Raw genomic sequence first — 22,832 nt, 5'->3', positions numbered from 1 at the left:
TATTATAGCGCTTAAAATTAAAATCTATAGTGACTATTCAATTTGCGTTTAACTCACCTAAAACTTGCTGGTTTTAAATCGTTTGTCGATCCGACAACTGTCCATTTGCATGGGCAGCGTGTGGGTGTTGTTGGGCCTAATGGCTGTGGCAAATCTAACGTGATGGAATCGGTGCGCTGGGTGTTGGGTGAGTCATCTGCCAAAGAAATGCGTGCTGATGCAATGGATGCCGTCATTTTTAATGGTTCTTCTAATCGTAAGCCTATTTCTCGTGCCAGTGTAGAGCTGATATTTGATAACAGTCTTGGTGGCGCCAGCGGTGAGTGGAGTCAATATGCTGAAATTTCTGTTAAGCGTGTTATCGAGCGTCAGAAAGGCTCAAGTTACTATATCAATAACACGGCTGTGAGGCGACGTGATGTAGCAGATTTGTTCTTAGGTACTGGTTTAGGTGGACGTGCTTATGCCATTATTGGGCAAAACACAATTTCACGTATTGTGGAGGCAAAACCTGAAGAGCTGCGTATATTTTTAGAAGAAGCGGCTGGGATTAGTAAATATAAAGATAGACGACGTGAAACTGAGTTGCGCTTACGTGACACGCGTGAAAACTTAACGCGGGTAGAGGATATTTGCCGAGAGTTGCAAAAGCAAATTAGTCGGTTGCAATCACAAGCTGTGGTAACGCAGAAATACCACGCGATGCAAGCATCACTCACATTGGCTGAGGGGCAATATTGGCTATTAAAAAGACGTGATGCGAGCAATGAATGGGAGAAAGCCAAAGCCAACGTTGAAAAGTTAGTGATTCAGTTGGAGGCGCAAACCGCAGAATTACGTAAAAGTGAAACCGGTTTAGAAAATAGTCGTCAAGCGTTTTATCAAGCAGGTGAGGCGATTAATAAAGCGCAAGCTGCTTATTATGAAGCCAATGCAGAAGTGGCTAACTTGGAAAATCAAGTGAAACAACATGCAGAGGCGCGCGACCGAATGACGTTGCAGTTGCAACAGTTAGATGAATCAATAGCTCGTCATGCAAAGGCCAAGTTAGAATCAAATGCGCAGTTAATGCAATTTAAAGCAGGCTTAGCTAGTGCAAATGACAGTGAACAGGCGGCATTGGCTGTATTGGAAGGCTTAAGACTTCAGCTGCCTCAAGTAGAAGCGGATTATCGAGCCGCGGTGGATAAAATGCAGGCTAGTACGCAAGCTTTGCTGACAGCGCAACAACGCATTCAAATCGATGGCAATAACATTGAGCATTTAAATCAAACGATTGCAGATATTAAAGCGCAAATTGAGCGATTTGAGATGGCACTTCAACAATTAGAGATGCCTGATGCGCAAGCGATAGAAACGGCAAGACAGACACTGGCAGAAGCGCAAGAAATGATTACGAATATTGAACATCATATTCAACAGTTACGTAGCAATGAAAGTGCAACGCAAGTCAATATTGCTCAATTACGTGAGCAGCAACAACAAGCGCAGCGTGTATTTGGTCAAGCAGAGGCGGAACTGCATTCTTTAGAGAAAATTCAGCAGTCTTTGAATGCAGAAACGGGTTTGGCTAGCTGGCTAAGCAGCCAAGGGCTACAAAATAATGCACGCTTATGGGAAAAGGTGAGCATTGACGATAGCTGGACGTTAGCATTGGAAGCAGTGTTGGGTGAGCGCTTAAATGCATTATTGACTCAAGCGCCTGTTAATCATAAAACGTCAAGCAGACCGCCAAGTGCTTTGGTTGTTGGTTTTTCAGGACGCTTGTCACAATCAGTCAAATCAAATACCAGCTATACGCCACTCATTAGTATGGTGAAAGACTGCTCGCCTGAGTTTCAAACGCTCATTAATGATTGGTTGGCCAATATTTATTTACTGCCTGATGATGTTGATGGGGTTGAATCAAGTGCTATGTTGGCACCAGGTGAAAAGCTGGTGAACAAACAAGGCGATGTTTTTAGTCTTGGTGGGGTTGTTTATCATGGTAAGAATAATCACTTACATGGTGTGATAGCGCGTCAACAGCGACTGGCTGATTTGAGAACATCATTGCCTAATATGCAAAGTGCAGTAACACAGATCATTGCGCAGCTAACAGAGGCTGAAGCAGATTTGGCCGCAAACAGGCAATTGCAACAACAGGAAGGCAGTCAACTTAAACTGGCAATGCAAACCCTGCACCAACATCAATTAGTAATCTCTAAATTAGAGCAATTGCGCGAGTCAACCATTGCGCGTGAAAAAAGCCTAAAAGCTGATATAGAAACAGCGCAGATACGGCATGAACAACAATTAAACAATGTACAGTTAAAGCAAGTTGCATTAGCAGAAATGAAAACCGCTGTTCAGCAGCTTGAGGCCATAAAAGTGGCTGATGAAAACAGCAGGCAACAAGCAGAACAAGCGTTTAATGCATTGCGTGATGCGACAGCAGAGGCTGAAAAGAAACATCAACAACTTAGCTTTGATTCAAAAATTATTAATAATAATATCAATGATTTAAATAATAAAATTAATGTTATTAATGAAGAAGAAAAGGCATTTGCTTTGCGTAAAGCTGAAGTTGAACAAACTTTGAATCTGACACCAATGGAAACGCTCAAGGCCAATTTAACGCAAGCGATAACCGTTAAGCAGCGGCAAGAACTAGCGTTATCTGAAGCAAGAAACCATTTGGAGGCGCAAGAGGCTGATTTAAAAGAGCGAGAGCGTGTGCGTATGCAGCATGAACAGCAGTTGAATCCAATGCGAGATACGCTTGAGCAGGGACGTTTGCGTGAACAGGAAGCGAGATTGTATTTTGAACAGTGTCAAGCAGGCTTGCAGGAAAACGGCATGGATGAAAAGATACTATTGCAAGGATTGGATGCGCAAGCGAAAGCCAGTGATTTTGCTGAAAAAACCAGTCAGCTGCAACGCGATATTGAGCGCTTAGGCCCTGTTAATTTGGCTGCCATACAAGAGCTAGATAGTGAGTCGGAGAGAAAAGCCTATCTAGATAGTCAAATGCAAGACTTGATTGAGGCGAGTGAAACCTTAGAGGCGGCGATTAATAAAATTGATAAAGAAACGCGTGATAAATTGCTAACGACATTTAATGAGGCTAATCAACACTTTGGCGAGTTGTTTTCTACATTATTCGGTGGTGGGCAGGCAAAATTGGAATTGCTTGGCGAAGAAATTTTGGACACGGGCTTACAGGTATTTGCCCAGCCTCCGGGTAAGAAGAATACAACGATTCAATTGTTATCAGGTGGTGAAAAAGCATTAACCGCATTGGCCTTGGTGTTTGCTTTATTTCGATTGAATCCAGCGCCATTTTGCTTGATGGATGAGGTGGATGCGCCATTGGATGACAGTAATACTGAGCGATTTTGTGCAATGGTAAAAAAAATGTCGGAAAGAACGCAGTTTTTGTTTGTGAGTCACAACAAGATTACAATGGAAATTGCCCAGCAATTAATTGGCGTGACGATGCAAGAGTCAGGGGTGTCACGAATTGTGGATGTTGATATCGATGCAGCCCTGCAAATGCAGCTCGTGTAGCAATAAAGTAATCTAGATAAGACGATCATTTAACTTAACCTTTTAAATAAATTCGAAGTAAAATAAACCTATGTCAGACCTACAAGTTGCCCTCATTTTTCTAGGAATCATCATTGTGCTAGCCGTTATTGTGTATAACTGGCGACAAGAAAAAAATCTGCATAACAAAATAAGTAATGATTTTATTGTGCCTCAAAAAGATGTGCTTGTTGATACATCCAACGAACAGGATGCGGTGCAAACGGTAATTGAGCAGTCATCCACCATAACCGACACAGATGCCGCGGATAGTGAGGTTATGGCATTGGAAGTGCCAGCAACCGATGAGAATGCAGAGGGTATCGAAGCGCAAGAAGCGCTTGATGCAACAACGAAGCCAGAAGCATCTGCGTTGATTGAAGAGGTTCCAATTGTAGACCCGCCTATAAAAGCTAACGATCTGATTATATTGCCAAAACAAGTGCATTTGGCAGTTGATTTAGTGGCTTTACTCACTGCTGTAAAACCAATGAACGCACAACAATTGCTCGCCATGCAACAAGAGATATTACAAGATCTTGGCGCCTTAACAATGCTGTATGGCGCGGATGAAGCCAATAATTGGCACCGTATTGATGATGCGGTTGGTCAGCTTGATCAGTTTAGAAAGATTGTGTGTAGCTTGCAACTTGCTGATAGACGCGGCCCTATTAGTCAATCTGTGATTAACAAGTTTCAATTTGCAATGGAATCTATTGGCGTTGCCTTTGACGCTTATGTTGAATGGCAAGGCGAACAAGCGCCTGTTGAGCAGGCGATTGAATTAGACGCTTTTTGTATGAAAGTTGATCAGCTAGTGAGTGTGCATTTGATGCAAGGTAAAACACCAATTCATGGCACCAAATTTAAAGGCTTGGCAGAAGCCAACGATATGCAATTGGTAGATGGTAAATTTTATTGTTATGACGAAAAAAACAAACATAAAGTGCTCTACACATTGATTAATGCCGATGATCAACCCTTCACAGCAGAGAGCTTAAGGTTGAACATTGTCAGAGGCGCCACTTTTCAAATAGAGGTGCCTAAGCTAGAGAATTGTGAGCAGACTTTTAATCGTGTTATTTTGGTTGCTCAGCAGATGGCTGGTAGCGTTGGTGCAACCTTAGTCGATGATAATCAACGCCCCTTAGGCACTGCCCAAATAGAAAAAATTAGACAACAACTTAAAGTCATTCATTCTGCAATGGTTGAACGTGAAATTGCGCCTGGTGGAAGTATTAGCCAGCGATTATTTAGTTAAATATGTTAACGATTGAAGTGGCGCAGGCGCAACGAGCAGATTTAATTGCTAAAATTGCACAATACGACCATGAATATTATGTGCTTGATGCGCCCTCTGTATCAGATAGTGAGTACGATGGTCTTTACAAACAACTTCTCGTATTAGAAGCACAATTCCCTGAGCTTGTCTCTCCCGATTCACCAACACAACGGGTAAGCGGTGTTGCAGCCGCAGCATTTAGCAGTGTTCAACATCGTCAAGCGATGTTGTCACTGAATAATGTATTTTCAGCGGATGAGTTACTTGCGTTTGATAAACGGGTGCGTGATAGCTTGGGTCTGGCTTCTGTTGATTATGCGGTGGAACCTAAATTTGATGGTTTGGCCATTACCTTAACTTACGAACATGGGCATTTTGTACAAGGTGCAACGCGAGGCGATGGCTATACTGGTGAAAATGTGACGCATAATTTGCGTACTATTCACAGTATCCCAAAACGCCTGACCATGCAGCAGCCGCCAGCATTATTAGAAGTAAGAGGCGAAATTTTGATGTTTAAACAAGCGTTTGAGCAATTAAATGCGGCCCAAGCAAACTTGGGAGCCAAATTATTTGCCAATCCGCGTAATGCCGCCGCTGGCAGTTTACGCCAGCTAGACGCGGCAATTACTGCTACAAGGCCATTAAACTTTTTTGCGTATGGACTTGGCGAGGCGAAAGGGATTCCTGCATTAACATCTCATGCAGAAGCCATGGATTACCTTACTCGACTTGGCTTCCCTGTGTCTGATTTACGTACAACAGTTGCTGGTTATGATGGATTAATCACCTATTATGCCGATATTGGTACTCAACGTGCCAATTTGCCTTTTGATATTGACGGCGTGGTTTACAAAGTGAATGCATTTGCCCAGCAAAATGAATTGGGGTTTGTTTCACGTGCACCACGCTGGGCGATTGCCCATAAGTTTCCAGCAGAAGAGGCGACAACTGTTGTGGAAGATATTACTGTACAAGTAGGACGGACGGGTGCGATTACGCCTGTGGCAAGACTAAAGCCAGTATTTGTTGGCGGTGTAACGGTCACCAATGCTACGTTACACAATGAAGATGAAATGCTGCGCAAGGATATTCGTATTGGTGACACAGTGGTTGTGCGTCGCGCTGGGGATGTGATTCCTGAGGTGGTTTCTGTTGTGAAAGAAAGCCGTCCTGCCCATGCAAGACTGTTTACAATGCCAACACGCTGTCCTGAATGTGACGCTCACATTCATCGCCCAGAAGATGAAGCTGTTGCTCGCTGTACGGGTGGCTTATATTGTCCAGCACAACGTAAACAAGCCATTACCCACTTTGCATCAAGACGTGCAATGGATATTGAAGGCTTAGGCGACAAGTTGGTGAGCCAGCTAGTAGACGCCAATCTATTAAATTCAGTGAGTGATATTTATAAACTAACGATAAGTCAATTAGCTGGTTTAGAGCGCATGGCGCAAAAGTCCGCACAAAATGTAATCGATGCTATTAATAAAAGTAAAAAGACAACACTAGCACGCTTTATTTACGCGCTAGGCGTGCGTAATGTTGGTGAGGCCACTGCAAAAGACTTGGCGAATCACTTCGGTCGCTTGGATGCGCTATTGGGCGCAGAGGTAGAAGATTTGTTGGCTGTGAATGATGTTGGTCCGATTGTGGCTGAATCGTTATTACAGTTTTTTGCTGAGCCCCATAATACAGAGGCCATTCAAGCAATGATCAAGATGGGCGTGAGTTGGGAAGAGCATGAGGGGCAACGGCAAGTTGAGGGTGTGCTACAAGGTAAAACATTGGTATTAACAGGCACATTGCCCACCATGTCGCGTGATGATGCAAAAGCGTTAATAGAGGCTGCTGGCGGCAAGGTGAGTGGTAGCGTATCTAAAAAAACAGACTTTGTAGTTGCCGGTGCGGAAGCTGGTAGTAAATTAGAAAAAGCCGCTAATTTGGGGGTTGCTATCCTCGATGAGTCTGGATTGACTGCGCTGCTATCAGGTTCGGGTGACTTGATGCGTGATGCAACTAATGCGCTTAATCAAGAGTCTGAAAATGATAGCGCTATAAATGGCCAGCAAAAGCAATTATTTTAGGATAGAAATGAAATTACAAAACACTTTAAAATGTATAATTATCCCTCTGTTTTTAATCAGTTTTAATGCATATTCTGCAGAAATGAGAACAGCAGTAAAGGCGTGTAATGAGGCAGTTAATCAACGAGATGCCAAGACAGCTTTGATGCATGCTGATCAAATACTCAATGAAAATAATACAGATTATGAGGCGCTACTTTGCAAGGGAAGAGCGCTGGATCTGCAAGGTGATTATGCCAATGCGTTAGTGGCAATGGAATTAGCTACTGCTTCTGCTGGAGACGCTTTTTCTAAAATTATTTCCTATATATTAATTGGTAAGTTACATGAGTCAAATGATCAGCAAGCAGAGGCTATTGAGAGCTTTAGAAAGAGTCTAGCTATTTGCGGTGAAACGGGTAATCAAACGTATTCGCGTCTTAATCATCATTATATTGGTAATATCTATTTTGAAAAAAAGGATTTGAATGCCGCATTAGATAGTTTTTTGGTCAGTGTAAGTTTGGCTAATAATGATAATGAACGAGCAGAAAGCTTTGAACATTTAGCTAAAACCTATAACGCTTTAGGTCATCATGATAAAGCGATTGAGTTTCAGCTTAAGGCGACAGTCATGCAAAAACAGGCAGGCACTTTAACTGCCTATGCAGATTCAACATTGATGCTTGGGCGATATTTTTTTGATGCGAAAGAATATGCTCATGCAGAAAGAAGCTATCAAAAGTTAGCACAATTTGCTAAGCAAAATGGTGGTGCATATTATGAAGCTAAAGCCAATTATCATCTTGCTGAAGCACTATTTGCTAATGGTGATAAAGAGGGTGCGAGAACGTTATTAATTGAAGTGACTCAATTGGCGAAAAAAATAGGTGATAAAGAGTTGATAGCTGAAGTTGAAGCGACAAAGAAAAGACTCAATATTTAACTTTTTGTAAGGTTTTCTTATTTATCGCGACTAAGTGGTATCTGAAACCTATTATCAAGGTAGCACATGATTATTATTAATCAATCAAAACAGAATCCGAGTGGTATTCAATCTTCTGACATTACTTCTAAAACGGTATTCGATAACCGACGTCACTTTATAAAAATGGCAGCGAGCTCTGGTTTGATAGCGGGCGCTGCTTTGATGAGTCTAAAAGCCAAAGCGGCTAATATTACCGGCGTGACAGCAGACAATGCAAGGCTAGTCGTTGCTGCGAATACGCCTAAGCAGCCAATTGTAACGCTCAAAAAAGGCGAAATTTATAATCCTCGGCAAGCCATCAAAGGGTTTAAAAAAACGGCTTATGGTCAAGATTTAACCATTGATACCTACAAAAATATTACCACTTATAATAATTATTACGAGTTTGGCACCGATAAAGCAGATCCAGCATTGCAAGCGAGGACGTTTCAACCACACCCTTGGTCGATTAGTATTGAAGGTGAAGTCAAGACGCCAAGAACCATTCATCTAGAAGATGTAATGAAGCTAACTACCTTAGAAGAGCGTATCTATCGCATGCGCTGCGTTGAGGGCTGGTCTATGGTGATTCCTTGGATCGGCTTGCCATTAGCCAGTTTAATTAAATGGGCAGAGCCAACAGGCAATGCCAAGTATGTAGAGTTTGTCACAGCCAACGATAGAGAAACGATGCCAGGGGTTAATGCCCCGATTTTAGATTGGCCATATACTGAAGGTTTGCGTATGGATGAAGCGATGCATCCCTTGACATTGATTGCTGTTGGCTTATATGGCGAGTTGCTACCAAATCAAAATGGCGCACCAGCACGATTAGTGGTCCCTTGGAAATATGGTTTCAAAGGGGGTAAATCCATCGTCAAAATTCGTTTTGTTGAAAAAATGCCACGAAGCACTTGGATGAAAGCAGGTCCTAGAGAGTATGGTTTTTATGCCAATGTTAACCCAAATGTCTCACACCCTCGCTGGTCGCAATCAACAGAACGGCCAATTAGTGGCGGTTTATTTGGTGGCCGCGTTAAGACAAAAATGTTCAACGGGTATGCGTCAGAAGTGAGTCAGCTATATGCGGGGATGGACTTAAGAAAAAACTTTTAATTGTTTGAACATGATGCGCAAAAGTCGAGTTAATGCAGTTAAATGTACAATTTGTTTGTTGGTTTTAATACCATTGGCTCGTTTATTATGGCTGGGATTCACAAATGATTTAGGTGCAAACCCTGTTGAATTTGTTGAGCATTCTACCGGCATTTGGGCGCTTGTGTTCTTGCTCACCAGCCTTTCGATGACACCAATACGATTATTAACAAGGCAGGTTTGGCAGATACAAATCCGAAGGTTGCTTGGATTATGGATGTTTTTCTATGCGACGTTACATGTCATCACGTATGTATGGCTGGATTTTAACTTTATGTTGGATGAAATCATGAAAGATGTTGTTGGACACCCACGCATTTTGGTTGGCTTTGCCGCTTTTGTGTTGACCATTCCTTTAGTGTTGACATCCAATAATTACATGATGAAAAAGCTAAAATCCAATTGGAAAACGTTACACAAAACAGTCTATCTTATTGCTTTATTGGCTGTTGTGCATTTTCTTTTATTGGTCAAAAAAGACTTAACGGAACCTTTTTATTATGCGGCAATATTACTGTTGTTGTTTGGTATTAGGATTTACTTTAGCTACAAAACAAAAAACAAATCAACTGTGTAAACCAACATCAGACTTATTTGAATATTAGGGGGGAAAGTATGGCAGTCATTAGTAAATTACAACGGGTTTATCGTTCTATAGTTGGTCTGTTGGAACAGTTTAATGCATGGTTGCCACCACTATTTTTAAGGCTTATTTTGGCTTGGGAATTTGGCGAAGCTGGGTTTGAAAAGCTACATGGTGAAAACTGGTTTGCAAACCTCACGTTTCCATTTCCTTTTAACTTACTACCGTCAGAATTCAGTTGGCATTTATCGACATTGTTCGAAATTGTAGGCGCTTTTGCATTGGCGCTTGGTTTGGCAACGCGCTTTTTCACAGTATCGTTGATTGTGTTAACCGTTGTCGCGATTGCTGCGGTTCATTGGCCAGAAAGTTGGAACACAATAGCTGAACTTTGGAAAGGCTACGCAATCACAAACAAGGGGTTTGGAAACTATAAATTGCCATTGCTGTATTTAATCATGTTGTTACCATTATTGTTTGGCGGTGCAGGCAAACTTAGTTTAGATTATTTACTTTTTCGTAGGAAATAACAGAGATAGATGAAATATCAAAAAACACAAGAAGCAATTGCGCGCTTATCTGCAGAGCAATATAGAGTCACGCAAAAAAATGCTACTGAGCGTCCATTTTCAGGCGAATATGATAAACACTTTGAATCAGGCATTTATGTTGACATTGTTTCTGGTGAGCCTTTGTTTGCATCGACCGCAAAATTCAATTCAGGCTGTGGTTGGCCAGCTTTTGCCAAGCCTATCAATAATGAAAATATCATAGAAGTGTATGATGACACACATGGCATGAGACGTACCGAAGTCCGTTCTAGATATGGTGATAGCCACCTAGGTCATGTGTTTACAGATGGTCCAGCGAGTATGGGAGGATTGCGTTACTGTATTAATTCTGCAAGCCTGCGCTTTATTCCAAAAGCACAAATGGAAGCCGCAGGTTATATTGATTACATCGATCAGGTTGCTTAATCTTAAGCAATTGCCATGAAGGGCTTCAGTTTACATAAATGCTACTCAGGCTAGTTGGTATTATTTGGGTTTTCTTCTGATGTTTCTTTTGTTTCTTCTTCAGGCGATATTGTTTCTGATAACAGTGCGGCACGCTTGTTGAGTACAACCACCAGCACAATTAACCCTAAGATCAGCATCACAAAAGGGCCAAACCAAAGTAATGCAGTACTTGCATTAACAGGCGGACGGAAGGTGACAAAATCGCCGTAGCGAGCAACTAAATACGCGACAACTTCTTCATCCGTCTGACCGCTTTCAATTAGCTTACGTATTTCATTACGTAAGTCTTGCGCAAGCGGGGCATCCGAATCAGCTAATGTACTGTTTTGACATACTAAGCAGCGAAGCTCAACCGATAATTTTTTTAATCGGGCCTCTACAACAGCAGACTCGCTGACCTGGTCAAGCGCAATGCTATTCGTGTGAAAGCTTAATGCGCTTAAAAAAAGCGTGATAATAAGAAAAACAGGGCGGAGCGCTATCATACTTGCAGGTCTTTCAATAAAGGCAGAATGATGTTACGTAATGAGTCTGGCGTAATTGGTCCAATTTGTTTGTAGCGGATAATACCTTCTTTATCAATGACATAGGTTTCTGGCACGCCATAAACGCCATAGTCAATCCCAATCCTACCATCTGCATCGGTCGCTGATAAGATATAAGGATTGCCTAACTGTTCAAGCATTTGTAATGAAGCTTCGTCAGTATCTTTATAGGCTAGCCCGTAAAGGGGTATGTCGTGTGCCAGCATTTCTACTAAAAGTGGATGTTCATCTCGACAGGCAGCACACCAAGATGCCCAAGTATTAAGTAACCAAACCTTACCTTTCATATCGGCACTTGAAAACACTTTACCAGCGCTACCTAATACAGGTGCCACAAAGGCTGGTGCTGGCTTACCGATAAGTGGAGAAGGGACTTTTCTAGGATCTAAAAACAAGCCTTTTGCTAGAAAGCCGACCATTACAAAAAATAAAACCAGAGGCAGTAAAAATTTGAGTTTCATGCATTCAGTCCTTTGCGTTAAACACTACTTTTACGTCTGTAACGCTTGTCTGTCATGGTTAGTATGCCCCCAATGCCCATTAATACGCAACCTAACCAAATCCACTGAACAAATGGTTTGAAATAAATACGAACGCTCCAACCACCTTCTTCTAGCTCTTCGCCTAAAGAAATATAGATATCTCTAACTGGGTTAATTGAAATAGAGGCCTCAGTCATGACAGCGCTTTGTACGGGATATAAACGCTTTTCAGGGGTTAGTATTGCAACTGGTTTACCATCTTTGGTGACATAAAACTGTCCTTGTTTAGCAACGTAGTTAGGGCCTCTTATCGGTTTGATGCCTTCGAATCTAAAATCATAACCATTGATGATTTTGGTTTCACCACGTTGCATCGTAATATCATGCTCGCGCTCATAGCCTTTTACCATGGTGACGCCAATAATAAAAATAGCAAGGCCAAAATGCGCAAGCAACATGCCATTAAAAGCAGGACCAAAGGTTTTAAATTTTTCTGTTAGTGAGCCAGTTGTCATTGTATTTAAGCGCGTTCTTATAGAGACGAATACAGAACTCATTACCCAAAAAGCCATTAATAATCCAACAAAAATCATCGGACTTAATCGGCCCATCATACTTGGTACTAATAGCGCACTTATAACACTAATAGCCAATGCCCATTTTAGTTTGCTTGCTAAATCTGGTATTGAGGCCTTTTTCCAGTTAGCAATGGGGCCAATGCCCATTAAGAAAATGCCAGGCACCATAATCGCTACAAAAACAGTATCAAAATATGGAGGCCCTACAGAAATTTTACCCATATTCATGGCATCAATGAGTAATGGATATAAAGTGCCGAGCAATACCGAAGCCGTAGCAGTAAAAAGCACCACATTGTTAGATAACAATAGCGATTCACGTGAGACTAAATCAAACTTTTCACCTAAGCCAACTGTTGGAGCACGTAAGGCAAATAATGCGAGTGCACCACCAATGACAACCACCAAGAATAGGAGAATAAATAACCCGCGACTTGGATCAGTAGCAAATGCATGCACGGATGTGAGCACGCCTGAACGCACCAAGAATGTACCCAGCAAACTCAATGAGAATGCACAAATTGATAATAAGACTGTCCATGCTTTAAATGCGTTACGTTTTTCAGTGACTGCCAGTGAGTGAATCAAGGCAGTACCAATGAGCCAAGGCATAAAAGAGGCATTTTCAACCGCATCCCAGAACCACCAGCCACCCCAGCCAAGTTCGTAATAAGCCCAGCGGCTACCTAACGCGATACCTAAGGTTAAAAATACCCAGGCAGCGGTTGTCCAAGGACGTGTCCAGCGCGCCCAAGTGACATCCAATCGACCATCTAATAACGCGGCTATGGCAAACGCAAATGCAACAGAAAAGCCAACATAGCCCATATAAAGCAGAGGAGGGTGAAAGACCATGCCTGGGTCTTGTAGTAATGGATTTAAATCACGCCCATCATATGGCACTGGGAAAATGCGCTCGAAAGGGTTTGACGTGAATAAAATAAACATAATGAAGCCAACAGAAATGAGGCCCATCACTGCCAATAGACTGCTTCTGAAGCGCAATGGTAGTGCTTTTGCAAAAAAGGTAACGGCTAATGTCCATACCGCTAAAATTGATACCCAGAATAGCATCGAACCTTCATGGCCTCCCCATATAGCCGCCAATCGATATATCAGTGGTAATTGTGAGTTGGATGTTGCTGCAACGTAATAAACAGAAAAGTCATTGGCATAAAAAGCATAATCTAGAATCAAAAATGACAGAATGACGAGTATTGATTGGATGCGTGCCATTGGTGTTGCAAAAGCAAACAACTTTTCATTGTTATTTGATAAACCAATTAACGGTAAAACCCCTTGCAACAGCGCGACGACTAGGGCAAGCATCAATGCATAGTGGCCTATATCTGGCATCATTTCATGTCTCCTTTTGCCGCTTTATTTTCGAAGGATTGGTTATATAACTTACCTTTCTCTAATGCGTCAGCAGCCTCTGGGGGCATATAGTTTTCATCATGTTTTGCTAAAACCTGGTCTGCGATAAAAACGCCATTTTCTCCTTGTTTACCTTGCACTACTACACCTTTACCTTCTTTAAATAGATCAGGCAAAATGCCTGTATAAACAACACTCATGGTTTTAGCCGTGTCTGTAATCTTGAAAGCGACTTCTGTACCTTGGCGTTTAACGCTCCCGGCTTCTACCATGCCTCCTATGCGAAAATTACCTTGCTTAGGTGCTTTACCTTGAGAGACCTCTGTCGGCGAGAAAAAAAAGACTAAATTACTTTGAAAAGATTGCAACAATAAAGTGGTTGCAATGGCGAGTAATGCAATACCTACCAAAATAATGGCAATGCGTTTGTGGCGTGATTTCATTTATAACAAGTCCTTTATTTTTTCATTACTTAATCGACGTGCACGTAAAAGCAACAACTCTATTGCCATGCATCCAAAGCTAATACCAAAAGAGACCCAAACATAAAAGGCATAACCACCCATTTGCAAAAAGTCGTCGACACTTTTCCAATACATTTCTATTCCTTAAATTCGTTTAACCAGGCAGTATTGCGCGCTCTATCTTCTATTTCTCGCCTTACTCGCACCAAAATAACGGCAATACTATATAACCAAAAACCGAGGGCCATAATTAACATCCCTTTAAGCATAATGGCAGCCATAGAAGGTGATGTTGTTAAATTAATAGAAGAGCCTTGATGTAGCGTATTCCACCATTTAACCGAAAAGTAAATAATGGGCACATTAATCGCGCCAACAATAGCCAATATTGCACTTGCACGATCTGAGCGCCTTGTATCATCAATGGCTGCTTGCAAAGACATATAGCCTATGTATAAAAATAATAGAATAAGTTCAGAGGTTAAACGTGCATCCCACACCCACCAAGCACCCCAAGTTGGTTTACCCCAAAAAGCACCTGTAATAAGCGCAACAAATGTAAACATTGCACCAGTTGGCGCTATGCTTTTTGCCATCATATATGACAGTTTAGCATTAAGCGTTAAACCTAAAATGGCATAGCCAGCCATCACTATATATAAAAACATAGAAAACCAAGCGGCGGGTACGTGTACATAGATAATGCGATAAGAATCACCTTGTTGAAAATCGGTTGGCGCAACCAGCAAGCCAATATACAAACCATAGAGTATAAAAACAGTCGCCAGCATTGCCAGCCACGGAATCAGCTTACCAGCCAATGGGTAAAACGTTTGTGGTGATGCATATTTAAATAAATTCATACAGTTACAATACTTTCAATGCTAATCCATATAAACAATCTGTTTGTTATCTGACATCCAAACTGACTACTCTACTGCCACTTTTAATGCATAACTTGCAGTGATAGGGGCAAAAATTAACGCTAAAGCCAACATGGCGCCTAATAATGATAGGGCGCCATTTGCTGACATGCCAACAGAGATTGCGTTTACTGCTCCAGCACCAAAAACCAAAACTGGAATATATAAAGGCAAGACCAAAAGTGCTATTAACACACTGCCGCCACGCAAGCCCAATGTGAGTGCTGCGCCAATACTACCAATTAAACTTAATACTGGTGTGCCTAATAGCAAGGAAAGCGCTAATACTTGTAACTCATTGTTTGTTAAGTTAAATTGTAGGCCAATTAATGGGGCCACCAAGACCAATGGTAAGCCGGACAATACCCAGTGCGCCAATATTTTCATTAAAGCAATAAACAAAGTTGGCTGATTCGATATTATAAGCTGTTCTAAGGTGCCATCAACATAATCGTCACTAAACATACGCGGCAAAGATAACATGCAAGAAAGTAGGGCGCAGACCCACAGAACGCTGGGTGCAATGGCATGTAATAATTCAGGGTTGGCACCTAGTCCCAATGGAAACAAACTGGCAGCAATAATAAAGAAAAAAAATACACTGATGATATCTGAGCGACGGCGCCAAGCTAAGGTAATATCGCGCTTAAAGACCCTTAGCATCAAGGATAGGGTGCTGATTGGGCGCTTATTCATGCATTACCTAACTGTAAATTATCGATCAAATTGACGTTAAAGCTCGGTAATTGGTGAGAAGTAAAAATGACCATGCCGCCATTATTCACATACTTCTCAATATGTTCCGTTAATATATGCATCATATTAATATCTAGTGCAGTAAATGGTTCATCCAATATCCACAAAGGCGTGTGTTCAGGCGCATCTTGCAACCAGAGCTGTGCAAGCGCAATTCTTCTTTTTTGACCCTGCGACAATACGCGTGTTGGTAAATTTGCGCAGCGGCCAATACCTAAGGTTTCTAAGGCACCAATTGTTTGGGATCTATTAGCGCTAAAACCAGATAGCGAAAGTGAAAATTGAATATTTTCAACAGTCGTTAAATCATCTTTAATGCTTGCTAAGTGGCCGATATACAAGACTTGACCATAATAATCTTCAGCCAATAATTTAATATCCTCATTATTCCATAGGATATTGCCTACAGCAGGCAGTGATAAACCAGAAAGGGTGCGCAATAAGGAGGTTTTTCCACTTCCATTTTCACCTTGTATATACAGTAATCTGCCACTGTTAAGTTGAAAAGAAAGATTTTTAAACAACACTCTTTCGCCGCGAATACAAGCTAGATGATTAACATGCAGGCTATTGCTAAATGCAGTTGATACCATGCTTACCTAATCTTATGATAAATGGATATTTTAATCGTTTTTGACATGGAATACTTAGCTAAACCAATGCTTAGCGTTCATTCCAACCTTTTTTGAGATAACTTAATACAAATAACCCTAAGACTGTACCAACCGGAAATGCAGCCAACGATATAGCAGCCGACAAGCTGCCAACATAGCGCGCCCATTGTTGATGAAACTGTAAACCTCTAGCCGTTGCAAGTAAGATTAATACAAAACCAACAAATAACGACATCACTGGCCAAAAATCAGAGTTTGGTTTTTCAATTTCTTCACCCATAAAATCTACCACTAACACTGAGATGAAAATAGTAACAATAATAAAAATAAGCACCCAAGAAAATATCGCCAATAAATGACCTGCGGTTTGGGTATTGCTTTTCACAGAATTGCTATCGTTCATTATTTACCTTTATCAGTTTACGCATTTCACTATTTTAATAGATAAAGATACGCAATAGAGGTTCAATTTAGTATTGAATAAAACACCAATCTATTATATTTAACATAATATACATTATGCGAAGTAATTAATATATTTAAGTGGTAATTAAAAAAAAGATTAAGAATCGTTACGTATTAAAAAAGCCGTCATAGACGGCTTTTAGTATGGTGTGAATATAGTGATTAGCGATTATTAAAAAAAGCAATATTACCAACATAGTCATTCACAAAGGTAATTTCAACTTCTTTATATGCGTGTGTTGGATCATATTTCACTATACCGTTGTAGTACCACATTTCAATTTTTACTTGATTTGATTTTTTGTTGGTTTTTAAATTTTGGCCTGTAATTTTATCTGCATTTGTTGGTTTCACAGAAGCTTGTTTTTTTACAGGATTGCCGAGTTTCTCTATGATAACTTTTTTGGATTTACCACTAAAATTATTTAAAAATTCATTTTCAGTATAGGTTTTGTCTGCAGCGCCCGCCTGACCAATGAAAGTGAATGCGGCAATGGTAAGGCTAAGGCTGATGTTTTTTAATGCGTTTAAAGTCATTGTATTTTCCTAAATTAATTAGCTGTTAAACGAGTTGGCTGCTATTTCGTTGACACCATTTAATTTGACGTTCATTCCGTCGAAGCCAACAAAAACGTTTTTGGGCAGCATGTTTGTTAATGCATCGTATTCTAGTTCATGTGTCATGTGAATCAAAATACTTTGTTTTGCTTTTATCTGACTAATGTAAGCTAAACTTTGTTCAATATTTATGTGTGTTGGGTGTTCTTTAACCCTTAAACAATCTATTAATAATAGATCTAGATTCTCAAGTAAGGAAAAAGAAGAGTCTGGGATGTTGGATACATCGGTCATATAAGCAATGTTGCCAATTCGGTAGCCGTATATTTGAATTCTGCCATGCATGATTGGAATTGGTGTAATGGTGGTGCCGAAAAGGTCAAATGGCGCATTGACTTCGTTAATGCTGAGTACAGGTAAGTCCCAGAAATCACAAGGCTCTCTTAATGTATAGCCAAATTTGCTTTTAATGTGATCCAGTGCCTCTTTGTATGTGTAAAGTGGAATTTGTTTGCGATTAGCTTGGCAAAACCCGCGTAAATCATCAATGCCATGTAGATGATCGGCGTGCGTGTGGGTATAGAGCACAGCATCGATATTGGTAATACCTTCTCTTAATGCCTGCATTCGTAAATCTGGTCCAGTGTCAATTAGAATTGTTTCACCTGAGTTCAAAGTAATCATGCTAGAACATCGTGTTCGTTTGTTGCGAGGATTTGTAGAGGTGCAGGTTTTACAGTGGCAACCAATCGCCGGGGTGCCGGCGCTTGATCCCGAACCTAAAATAGTTAATTGCATATTGTTGATTTGCTAATAGCCGCCTGTTTAAAGAGTGTAAAAAAGTTCGCTGTGGTCACTTCTGCTACTTCTTCTACACTAATGCCCCTTAAATTGGCGATTTCTTGCGCTACGTATTTAACGTATGCAGGTTGATTGGTTTTGCCTCGAAAAGGAACTGGTGCTAAATAAGGAGAGTCGGTTTCAACCAATAGACGTTCTAGCGGAATTTGCTTTGCAACTTCTTTTAAATCTAATGCATTTTTAAAGGTAACAATCCCAGAAAACGAAATATAAAATCCCATTTCAATCGCAGCTAGTGCCATTTCTAAACTTTCAGTAAAGCAATGCAATACACCACCAGCCCTTTCAACACCCTCTTCACGCATAATTTTTAAAGTATCATCAACAGCGTTTCTAGTGTGAATAATTAATGGCTTACCCGCAATAATAGCGGCACGGATATGGGTACGAAATCGCTCGCGTTGCCATTCTAAATCACCTTTGAGCCGAAAATAATCTAAGCCAGTTTCACCAATTGCTATTACCTTAGGGTGATCGGCAAGGGTAACTAAGGTATCAATCGTAGGCTCTTCTATGTGTTCATAATCGGGATGTACGCCTACCGATGCATAAAAATTTTCATATTGCTTAGCGAGGTTTAGTATTTCGGGAAACTTATCAAGCGTGACAGAAACGCATAGCGCATAACCTACACGCTCATCATGCATTGACTGCCTAATAGCGTGAATATTTTGGGCCAACTCTGGAAAGTTTAGATGACAATGTGAATCGATCAGCATAGGCATTACATTGTGTTTGTTGAGCGCGAAGATTTTAAAGCGCCACCAAGTAAAGTTTCAATTTTAAGCTTTGCTTCACCACCATCTTTTTCACTGAACTGAACACCCACTCCTTGTGGCCGACCGTTGTTTGCCACAGGGGAAATCCAAATAACTTTACCCACAATTTTCAATTTTGTTGGGTCGTCTAATAAGCTTAATAGCATGAACACTTCATCGCCCATTTCAAATGGCTTGCTAGTTGGAATAAATAAACCGCCACCTTTTACATAAGGCATAAACGCGGTGAATAAAGCGGATTTTTCTTTGATGACCAATGACAATACACCAGGTTTATTAGCCATTAATTGTTCGGTTCCGGGGTCTAGACTCAATCGAATGCTCTTTTCATTTAACTATTTAAATTAATCAATAAATACATGTGTATATTGTAATAATAATTTTTCTAACTGCATTTCATTACTAAGCGGATGTTTTGCCGCTTTTTTTGCTTCGGCTAAACGATACTGATATTGCAATATTGCAACTAAGTTTACGCTTTTACACAACGCTTGCAAAGCCTGTTTTTGTTGTGAATGATAGTGCGAAATCTTTGTTAATCGATAGCTAATGAGGTCAAATACCCATTTTTGAATAATATCAATTGCACGTTCCATTCCTTCTGCCAGAAATAAAGGAGCTGAAACAAAAGGATCTAGCCGATTACCTTTAGTTAATTGCTGAATAAGTTGCTCAATTGAGACGAGTTGCTCATGCATTTGCACTGCTGCCAGCGGTGCTCCCCCTGCATATTCTAATAATGTTTCTGGTTTATTTATGCCTTGTGCGAACAACCACGTCAGTGCTTCACCACGTGGCGGTATCGAAAAATCCATTATCTGACAACGGCTTATAATCGTTGGTAGTAAACGTTGTTGCTGGCTAGTTACTAATAAAAATAATGTGTTACTGGGCGGCTCTTCTAGCATTTTTAGTAAAGCATTAGCTGAAGCCAAATTGAGTGTTTCAGCAGGTGAAATTAAAATAATACGCCGCCCTTGTACTTGATGGCTAGAAAGACTCAGAAAATCAGATAGTTGACGAATTTGCGCTACTGAAATTTGTGTCCTATTACTTACTTTTTTCTTCGAGACACTTTCTTCAGCTTCATCTTCGGGAGTAATGAGTTTAAAGTCTGGATGGTTGCCTTCTTTTATCCATATACAGCTAGCACATACACCACAAGGTTGCGCTGCATTTACTTGCTGGCATAACAAAGTATGCGCTAAATGTAAGGCAAAATCGTTCTTGCCAATACCTGCTCTACCACGTAATAAAATAGCATGTGGTAGCGTATTTTTACGCTGAAAAATGTTATCCCATTGTGATTGATGCCATGAATATATCATTTTAATCAATAAGTTGAAAACATATCTTGTATTATTACTTTAACCTCATTTTTAACAGCTTCTAACGGTTGATTGGCATTAATAATTCGAAAACGTTTAGGATCTTGTTTTGCTCTTGTTAAGTAAGCATGGCGTAGTTTTTCAAAAAAAGCAGCACTTTCACGTTCAAATTTATCTGGCGTTCTGGCTAGGGATAGTCGTTTGAGGCTAATATCGACAGGCACATCAAACAATAAGGTCAAATCTGGTTGTAAATCGCCTTGTACCCATGTTTCTAATAAACTGATTTTTTCAATAGGGACAGCTTTTGCACCGGATTGATAAGCGTATGTGGCATCTGTAAACCGATCGGATATTACACAGTCACCTCGGGCCATAGCTGGCGTGATTACTTGTTCAATATGCTCTCTTCGCGCTGCAAACATAAGCAGCGTTTCTGTTTCTGCATGCATAGTTTGATGCAGCAATATTTCTCTTAACTGCTCTGACAATGGTGTCCCACCTGGTTCGCGTGTGCAAACCACATTTTGTCCAAGGGCTTTTATTTGATGAATAATATCAGGAATGTGTGTGCTTTTGCCTGCACCATCCATGCCTTCTAATGTAATAAATTTACCTAATTTCAGCATCAATCACTGTTCCTTACTTTTTAAGCTGGTATTTTGCCACAGCACGATTATGCTGCACCAATGAGTTAGAGAATTCATGACTACCATCGCCCTTCCCTACAAAATATAGCGCTTTAGTTTTTTCTGGATGTAATGCCGCTTCAATCGCAGCTAGGCTAGGCATGGCAATGGGTGTTGGTGGCAGACCTGATCTTGTGTAGGTATTGTAGTCGGTATCTGTGCGCAAATCCTTGCGTCTAATATTGCCATCAAACGTATCACCCATACCATAAATAACAGTTGGATCTGTTTGTAATAGCATACCCATCCTTAATCGATTGACAAAAACACCAGCTATTGTTTGTCGTTCAGATGCTTTTCCTGTCTCTTTTTCGATAATAGAGGCCATAATTAGCGCTTGGTAACTATTTTGATAAGGCAAATTATCTGCCCTATTTTGCCATGCAATTGCTAACTTTTGCATCATTGCGTTATAGGCGTTTTTTAAAATCACAATATCTTTTGTTCCTTTATTGAAATGATAAGTATCGGGAAAAAATAGACCTTCTGGATGTTTTTGGCTAGCGCCGATTAATTGCATTACAGCAGCATCAGAGACATTGTTGATGGTATTTTCAATAGCGCTATTACTTTGTAATTTAACCCGCATGTCTTTAAACGTTTTGCCTTCAATGAAGGTAATCGTCCCTTTTGTCGTTTTACCTTGATTTAATGCCAATAAAATCGTTAACGGCGTCGCCTCAGCTTCAAAAGTATATTCGCCTGCTTGCAATGCAGATTGTTTATTCAAGCTTCTAGCCAGAAGAATAAATGGAAGTGCATTATGAAAAACACCTTGTGCAACAAGCTGATTGGCTATGCTAGACAAACCACTATTAGGTTTAATAACCACTATTTTTTCTGCACTTATTAGTGGTAGTGGTGTGTTTGCATAATGATTTAACCATACAAAAAACAATAATACAGTGATGATGGCAACGGTTAACGTATAGAGAATAAATCGTTTCATGAGTGCAGTGCTTTACGAAGTTGAATAGCTAGATTCTGTTTTGGCCACAGCTTATTTTCAAGTTGGCGCACTTGCCAAACCCCAAATAAGCTATTGCAGATAACGACTTCATCTGCTGATAATAATTTTTTTAAACTAATCGTTTCAATAGCTGGCTTTAAATTTACAATTTGTGCGCGTGCCAAAATCTGCTTGCGTGTAATACCTGAAACACCACATTGATCTAATGCTGGCGTCATCAGAATATCGTTATAACGGGCAAATACATTTGCTGCAGTGCATTCAATCACATTGCTATTAATATCTAACATCAGACCCTCGACCACTTTCGGATCATGCCATTCCATGCGTGCCAATACATTCTCTAGACGGTTTAAATGCTTGACCCCAGCGAGCTTTGGTTGGTGACCAATACGTGTTTCACATAAATGCAAGGCTACGCCTTCTGAAAAGTGTTGTTGTGGATAGTCAGGCATGCTTGATTTAATCATGATACGCAATGGATGAGTAATGGCTGGCGGGCTATAGCCCCGAGCACCTTCACCGCGAGTAACAATGATTTTTGCAACAGCAACCAATTCTTCAATTGAAAAAAGTTGTTCAAAATCATTGATGAATACGTCTGCACTTGGACATACAATGCCAATGGCACTACAGTCTTTCACCAGCGTTTGATAATGCACAGGCCAATGCTCAGGTAAGCCTTGAACAACTTTGATTGTTCTAAATACACCATCCCCATAAGACAACCCTCTATCAAGAGCTGAGATTACGCCATTAAAACTGCCATTAATGAGAGTTGTATCGTTCATTTGCATAGGCAAC

At 40.6% G+C, this 22,832-nt stretch carries 25 protein-coding genes; 8 read left to right on the top strand and 17 right to left on the bottom strand.

The features are described 5' to 3' along the window. Positions 1-42: 42 nt before the first annotated feature. The 8 genes from smc to msrB all read left to right on the top strand — a co-directional run bounded on the left by smc (position 43) and on the right by msrB (position 10,597). Positions 43-3,549 carry a chromosome segregation protein SMC gene (gene smc / locus KFB94_00275; GenBank protein ID QVL45606.1) on the top strand — a complete coding sequence of 1,169 codons (3,507 nt, stop codon included), beginning with the start codon at positions 43-45 and terminating at the stop codon, positions 3,547-3,549. Positions 3,550-3,619: 70 nt separating this feature from the next. Then, the gene (locus KFB94_00270) at positions 3,620-4,828 is read left to right on the top strand and encodes a hypothetical protein (protein ID QVL45605.1); all 1,209 of its coding nucleotides are present in this window, start codon (positions 3,620-3,622) and stop codon (positions 4,826-4,828) included. Between the two features lie 2 nt (positions 4,829-4,830). Continuing rightward, the gene (gene ligA / locus KFB94_00265; GenBank protein QVL45604.1) at positions 4,831-6,936 is read left to right on the top strand and encodes an NAD-dependent DNA ligase LigA; all 2,106 of its coding nucleotides are present in this window, start codon (positions 4,831-4,833) and stop codon (positions 6,934-6,936) included. Between the two features lie 82 nt (positions 6,937-7,018). Beyond that, positions 7,019-7,861: a hypothetical protein gene (locus tag KFB94_00260; protein ID QVL45603.1), complete on the top strand. Its 843-nt coding sequence runs from the start codon at positions 7,019-7,021 to the stop codon at positions 7,859-7,861. Between the two features lie 66 nt (positions 7,862-7,927). Continuing rightward, positions 7,928-8,998: a protein-methionine-sulfoxide reductase catalytic subunit MsrP gene (gene msrP, locus KFB94_00255; protein QVL45602.1), complete on the top strand. Its 1,071-nt coding sequence runs from the start codon at positions 7,928-7,930 to the stop codon at positions 8,996-8,998. Positions 8,999-9,011: 13 nt separating this feature from the next. Beyond that, the gene (locus KFB94_00250) at positions 9,012-9,614 is read left to right on the top strand and encodes a sulfoxide reductase heme-binding subunit YedZ (GenBank protein QVL45601.1); all 603 of its coding nucleotides are present in this window, start codon (positions 9,012-9,014) and stop codon (positions 9,612-9,614) included. A 38-nt stretch (positions 9,615-9,652) separates the two neighbouring features. Next, positions 9,653-10,150: a DoxX family protein gene (locus KFB94_00245; GenBank protein ID QVL45600.1), complete on the top strand. Its 498-nt coding sequence runs from the start codon at positions 9,653-9,655 to the stop codon at positions 10,148-10,150. A 9-nt stretch (positions 10,151-10,159) separates the two neighbouring features. Continuing rightward, entirely contained in the window at positions 10,160-10,597 is a 438-nt protein-coding gene (gene msrB, locus KFB94_00240) for a peptide-methionine (R)-S-oxide reductase MsrB (GenBank protein QVL45599.1), read from the top strand. Between the two features lie 50 nt (positions 10,598-10,647). Here msrB and KFB94_00235 read toward each other — a convergent pair whose 3' ends face one another. From KFB94_00235 to pabC, 17 genes are all read right to left on the bottom strand, one after another. Further along, positions 10,648-11,124, bottom strand: a complete 477-nt coding sequence (locus KFB94_00235) for a cytochrome c-type biogenesis protein CcmH (GenBank protein ID QVL45598.1) — start codon at positions 11,122-11,124, stop codon at positions 10,648-10,650. Further along, positions 11,121-11,645 carry a DsbE family thiol:disulfide interchange protein gene (locus KFB94_00230; GenBank protein QVL45597.1) on the bottom strand — a complete coding sequence of 175 codons (525 nt, stop codon included), beginning with the start codon at positions 11,643-11,645 and terminating at the stop codon, positions 11,121-11,123. The genes KFB94_00235 and KFB94_00230 overlap by 4 nt, the downstream gene beginning before the upstream one ends. 17 nt (positions 11,646-11,662) lie before the next feature. Then, positions 11,663-13,603 carry a heme lyase CcmF/NrfE family subunit gene (locus KFB94_00225; protein ID QVL45596.1) on the bottom strand — a complete coding sequence of 647 codons (1,941 nt, stop codon included), beginning with the start codon at positions 13,601-13,603 and terminating at the stop codon, positions 11,663-11,665. After that, the gene (gene ccmE / locus KFB94_00220) at positions 13,600-14,064 is read right to left on the bottom strand and encodes a cytochrome c maturation protein CcmE (GenBank protein QVL45595.1); all 465 of its coding nucleotides are present in this window, start codon (positions 14,062-14,064) and stop codon (positions 13,600-13,602) included. The genes KFB94_00225 and ccmE overlap by 4 nt, the downstream gene beginning before the upstream one ends. Continuing rightward, the gene (ccmD, locus tag KFB94_00215; GenBank protein ID QVL45594.1) at positions 14,065-14,220 is read right to left on the bottom strand and encodes a heme exporter protein CcmD; all 156 of its coding nucleotides are present in this window, start codon (positions 14,218-14,220) and stop codon (positions 14,065-14,067) included. It lies immediately after the preceding gene. A gap of 2 nt (positions 14,221-14,222) precedes the next feature. Continuing rightward, entirely contained in the window at positions 14,223-14,948 is a 726-nt protein-coding gene (locus tag KFB94_00210) for a heme ABC transporter permease (protein ID QVL45593.1), read from the bottom strand. Between the two features lie 66 nt (positions 14,949-15,014). Further along, entirely contained in the window at positions 15,015-15,704 is a 690-nt protein-coding gene (gene ccmB / locus KFB94_00205; protein ID QVL45592.1) for a heme exporter protein CcmB, read from the bottom strand. Further along, a complete protein-coding gene (gene ccmA / locus KFB94_00200; protein ID QVL45591.1) occupies positions 15,701-16,357 on the bottom strand; it encodes a cytochrome c biogenesis heme-transporting ATPase CcmA in 657 nt (218 codons plus the stop codon). Before ccmA ends, ccmB begins: the two co-directional genes overlap by 4 nt. Positions 16,358-16,427: 70 nt before the next feature. After that, the gene (locus tag KFB94_00195; protein ID QVL45590.1) at positions 16,428-16,781 is read right to left on the bottom strand and encodes a hypothetical protein; all 354 of its coding nucleotides are present in this window, start codon (positions 16,779-16,781) and stop codon (positions 16,428-16,430) included. 224 nt (positions 16,782-17,005) lie between these two features. Beyond that, the gene (locus tag KFB94_00190) at positions 17,006-17,380 is read right to left on the bottom strand and encodes a hypothetical protein (GenBank protein QVL45589.1); all 375 of its coding nucleotides are present in this window, start codon (positions 17,378-17,380) and stop codon (positions 17,006-17,008) included. An 18-nt stretch (positions 17,381-17,398) separates the two neighbouring features. Then, positions 17,399-18,199, bottom strand: a complete 801-nt coding sequence (locus tag KFB94_00185) for an MBL fold metallo-hydrolase (protein QVL45588.1) — start codon at positions 18,197-18,199, stop codon at positions 17,399-17,401. Beyond that, a complete protein-coding gene (locus KFB94_00180) occupies positions 18,190-18,981 on the bottom strand; it encodes a TatD family hydrolase (protein QVL46498.1) in 792 nt (263 codons plus the stop codon). The genes KFB94_00185 and KFB94_00180 overlap by 10 nt, the downstream gene beginning before the upstream one ends. A gap of 5 nt (positions 18,982-18,986) precedes the next feature. Beyond that, positions 18,987-19,325: a PilZ domain-containing protein gene (locus KFB94_00175; protein QVL45587.1), complete on the bottom strand. Its 339-nt coding sequence runs from the start codon at positions 19,323-19,325 to the stop codon at positions 18,987-18,989. Positions 19,326-19,385: 60 nt separating this feature from the next. Continuing rightward, positions 19,386-20,369, bottom strand: a complete 984-nt coding sequence (holB, locus tag KFB94_00170) for a DNA polymerase III subunit delta' (GenBank protein ID QVL45586.1) — start codon at positions 20,367-20,369, stop codon at positions 19,386-19,388. 5 nt (positions 20,370-20,374) lie between these two features. Beyond that, the gene (locus KFB94_00165) at positions 20,375-20,998 is read right to left on the bottom strand and encodes a dTMP kinase (protein ID QVL46497.1); all 624 of its coding nucleotides are present in this window, start codon (positions 20,996-20,998) and stop codon (positions 20,375-20,377) included. A gap of 13 nt (positions 20,999-21,011) precedes the next feature. After that, positions 21,012-22,007 (bottom strand): endolytic transglycosylase MltG, encoded by a 996-nt coding sequence (gene mltG / locus KFB94_00160; protein QVL45585.1) that lies wholly within the window; start codon positions 22,005-22,007, stop codon positions 21,012-21,014. Beyond that, complete coding sequence (gene pabC, locus KFB94_00155) at positions 22,004-22,825, bottom strand: aminodeoxychorismate lyase (GenBank protein ID QVL45584.1); 822 nt, start codon at positions 22,823-22,825, stop codon at positions 22,004-22,006. Before pabC ends, mltG begins: the two co-directional genes overlap by 4 nt. Positions 22,826-22,832: the final 7 nt, after the last annotated feature.

It is taken from the genome of Methylophilaceae bacterium (genome assembly GCA_018398995.1).
Classification (GTDB): domain Bacteria; phylum Pseudomonadota; class Gammaproteobacteria; order Burkholderiales; family Methylophilaceae.
Note: the sequence above shows the minus strand (reverse complement) of the source record. Positions and strands in the feature narration are given on the sequence as shown.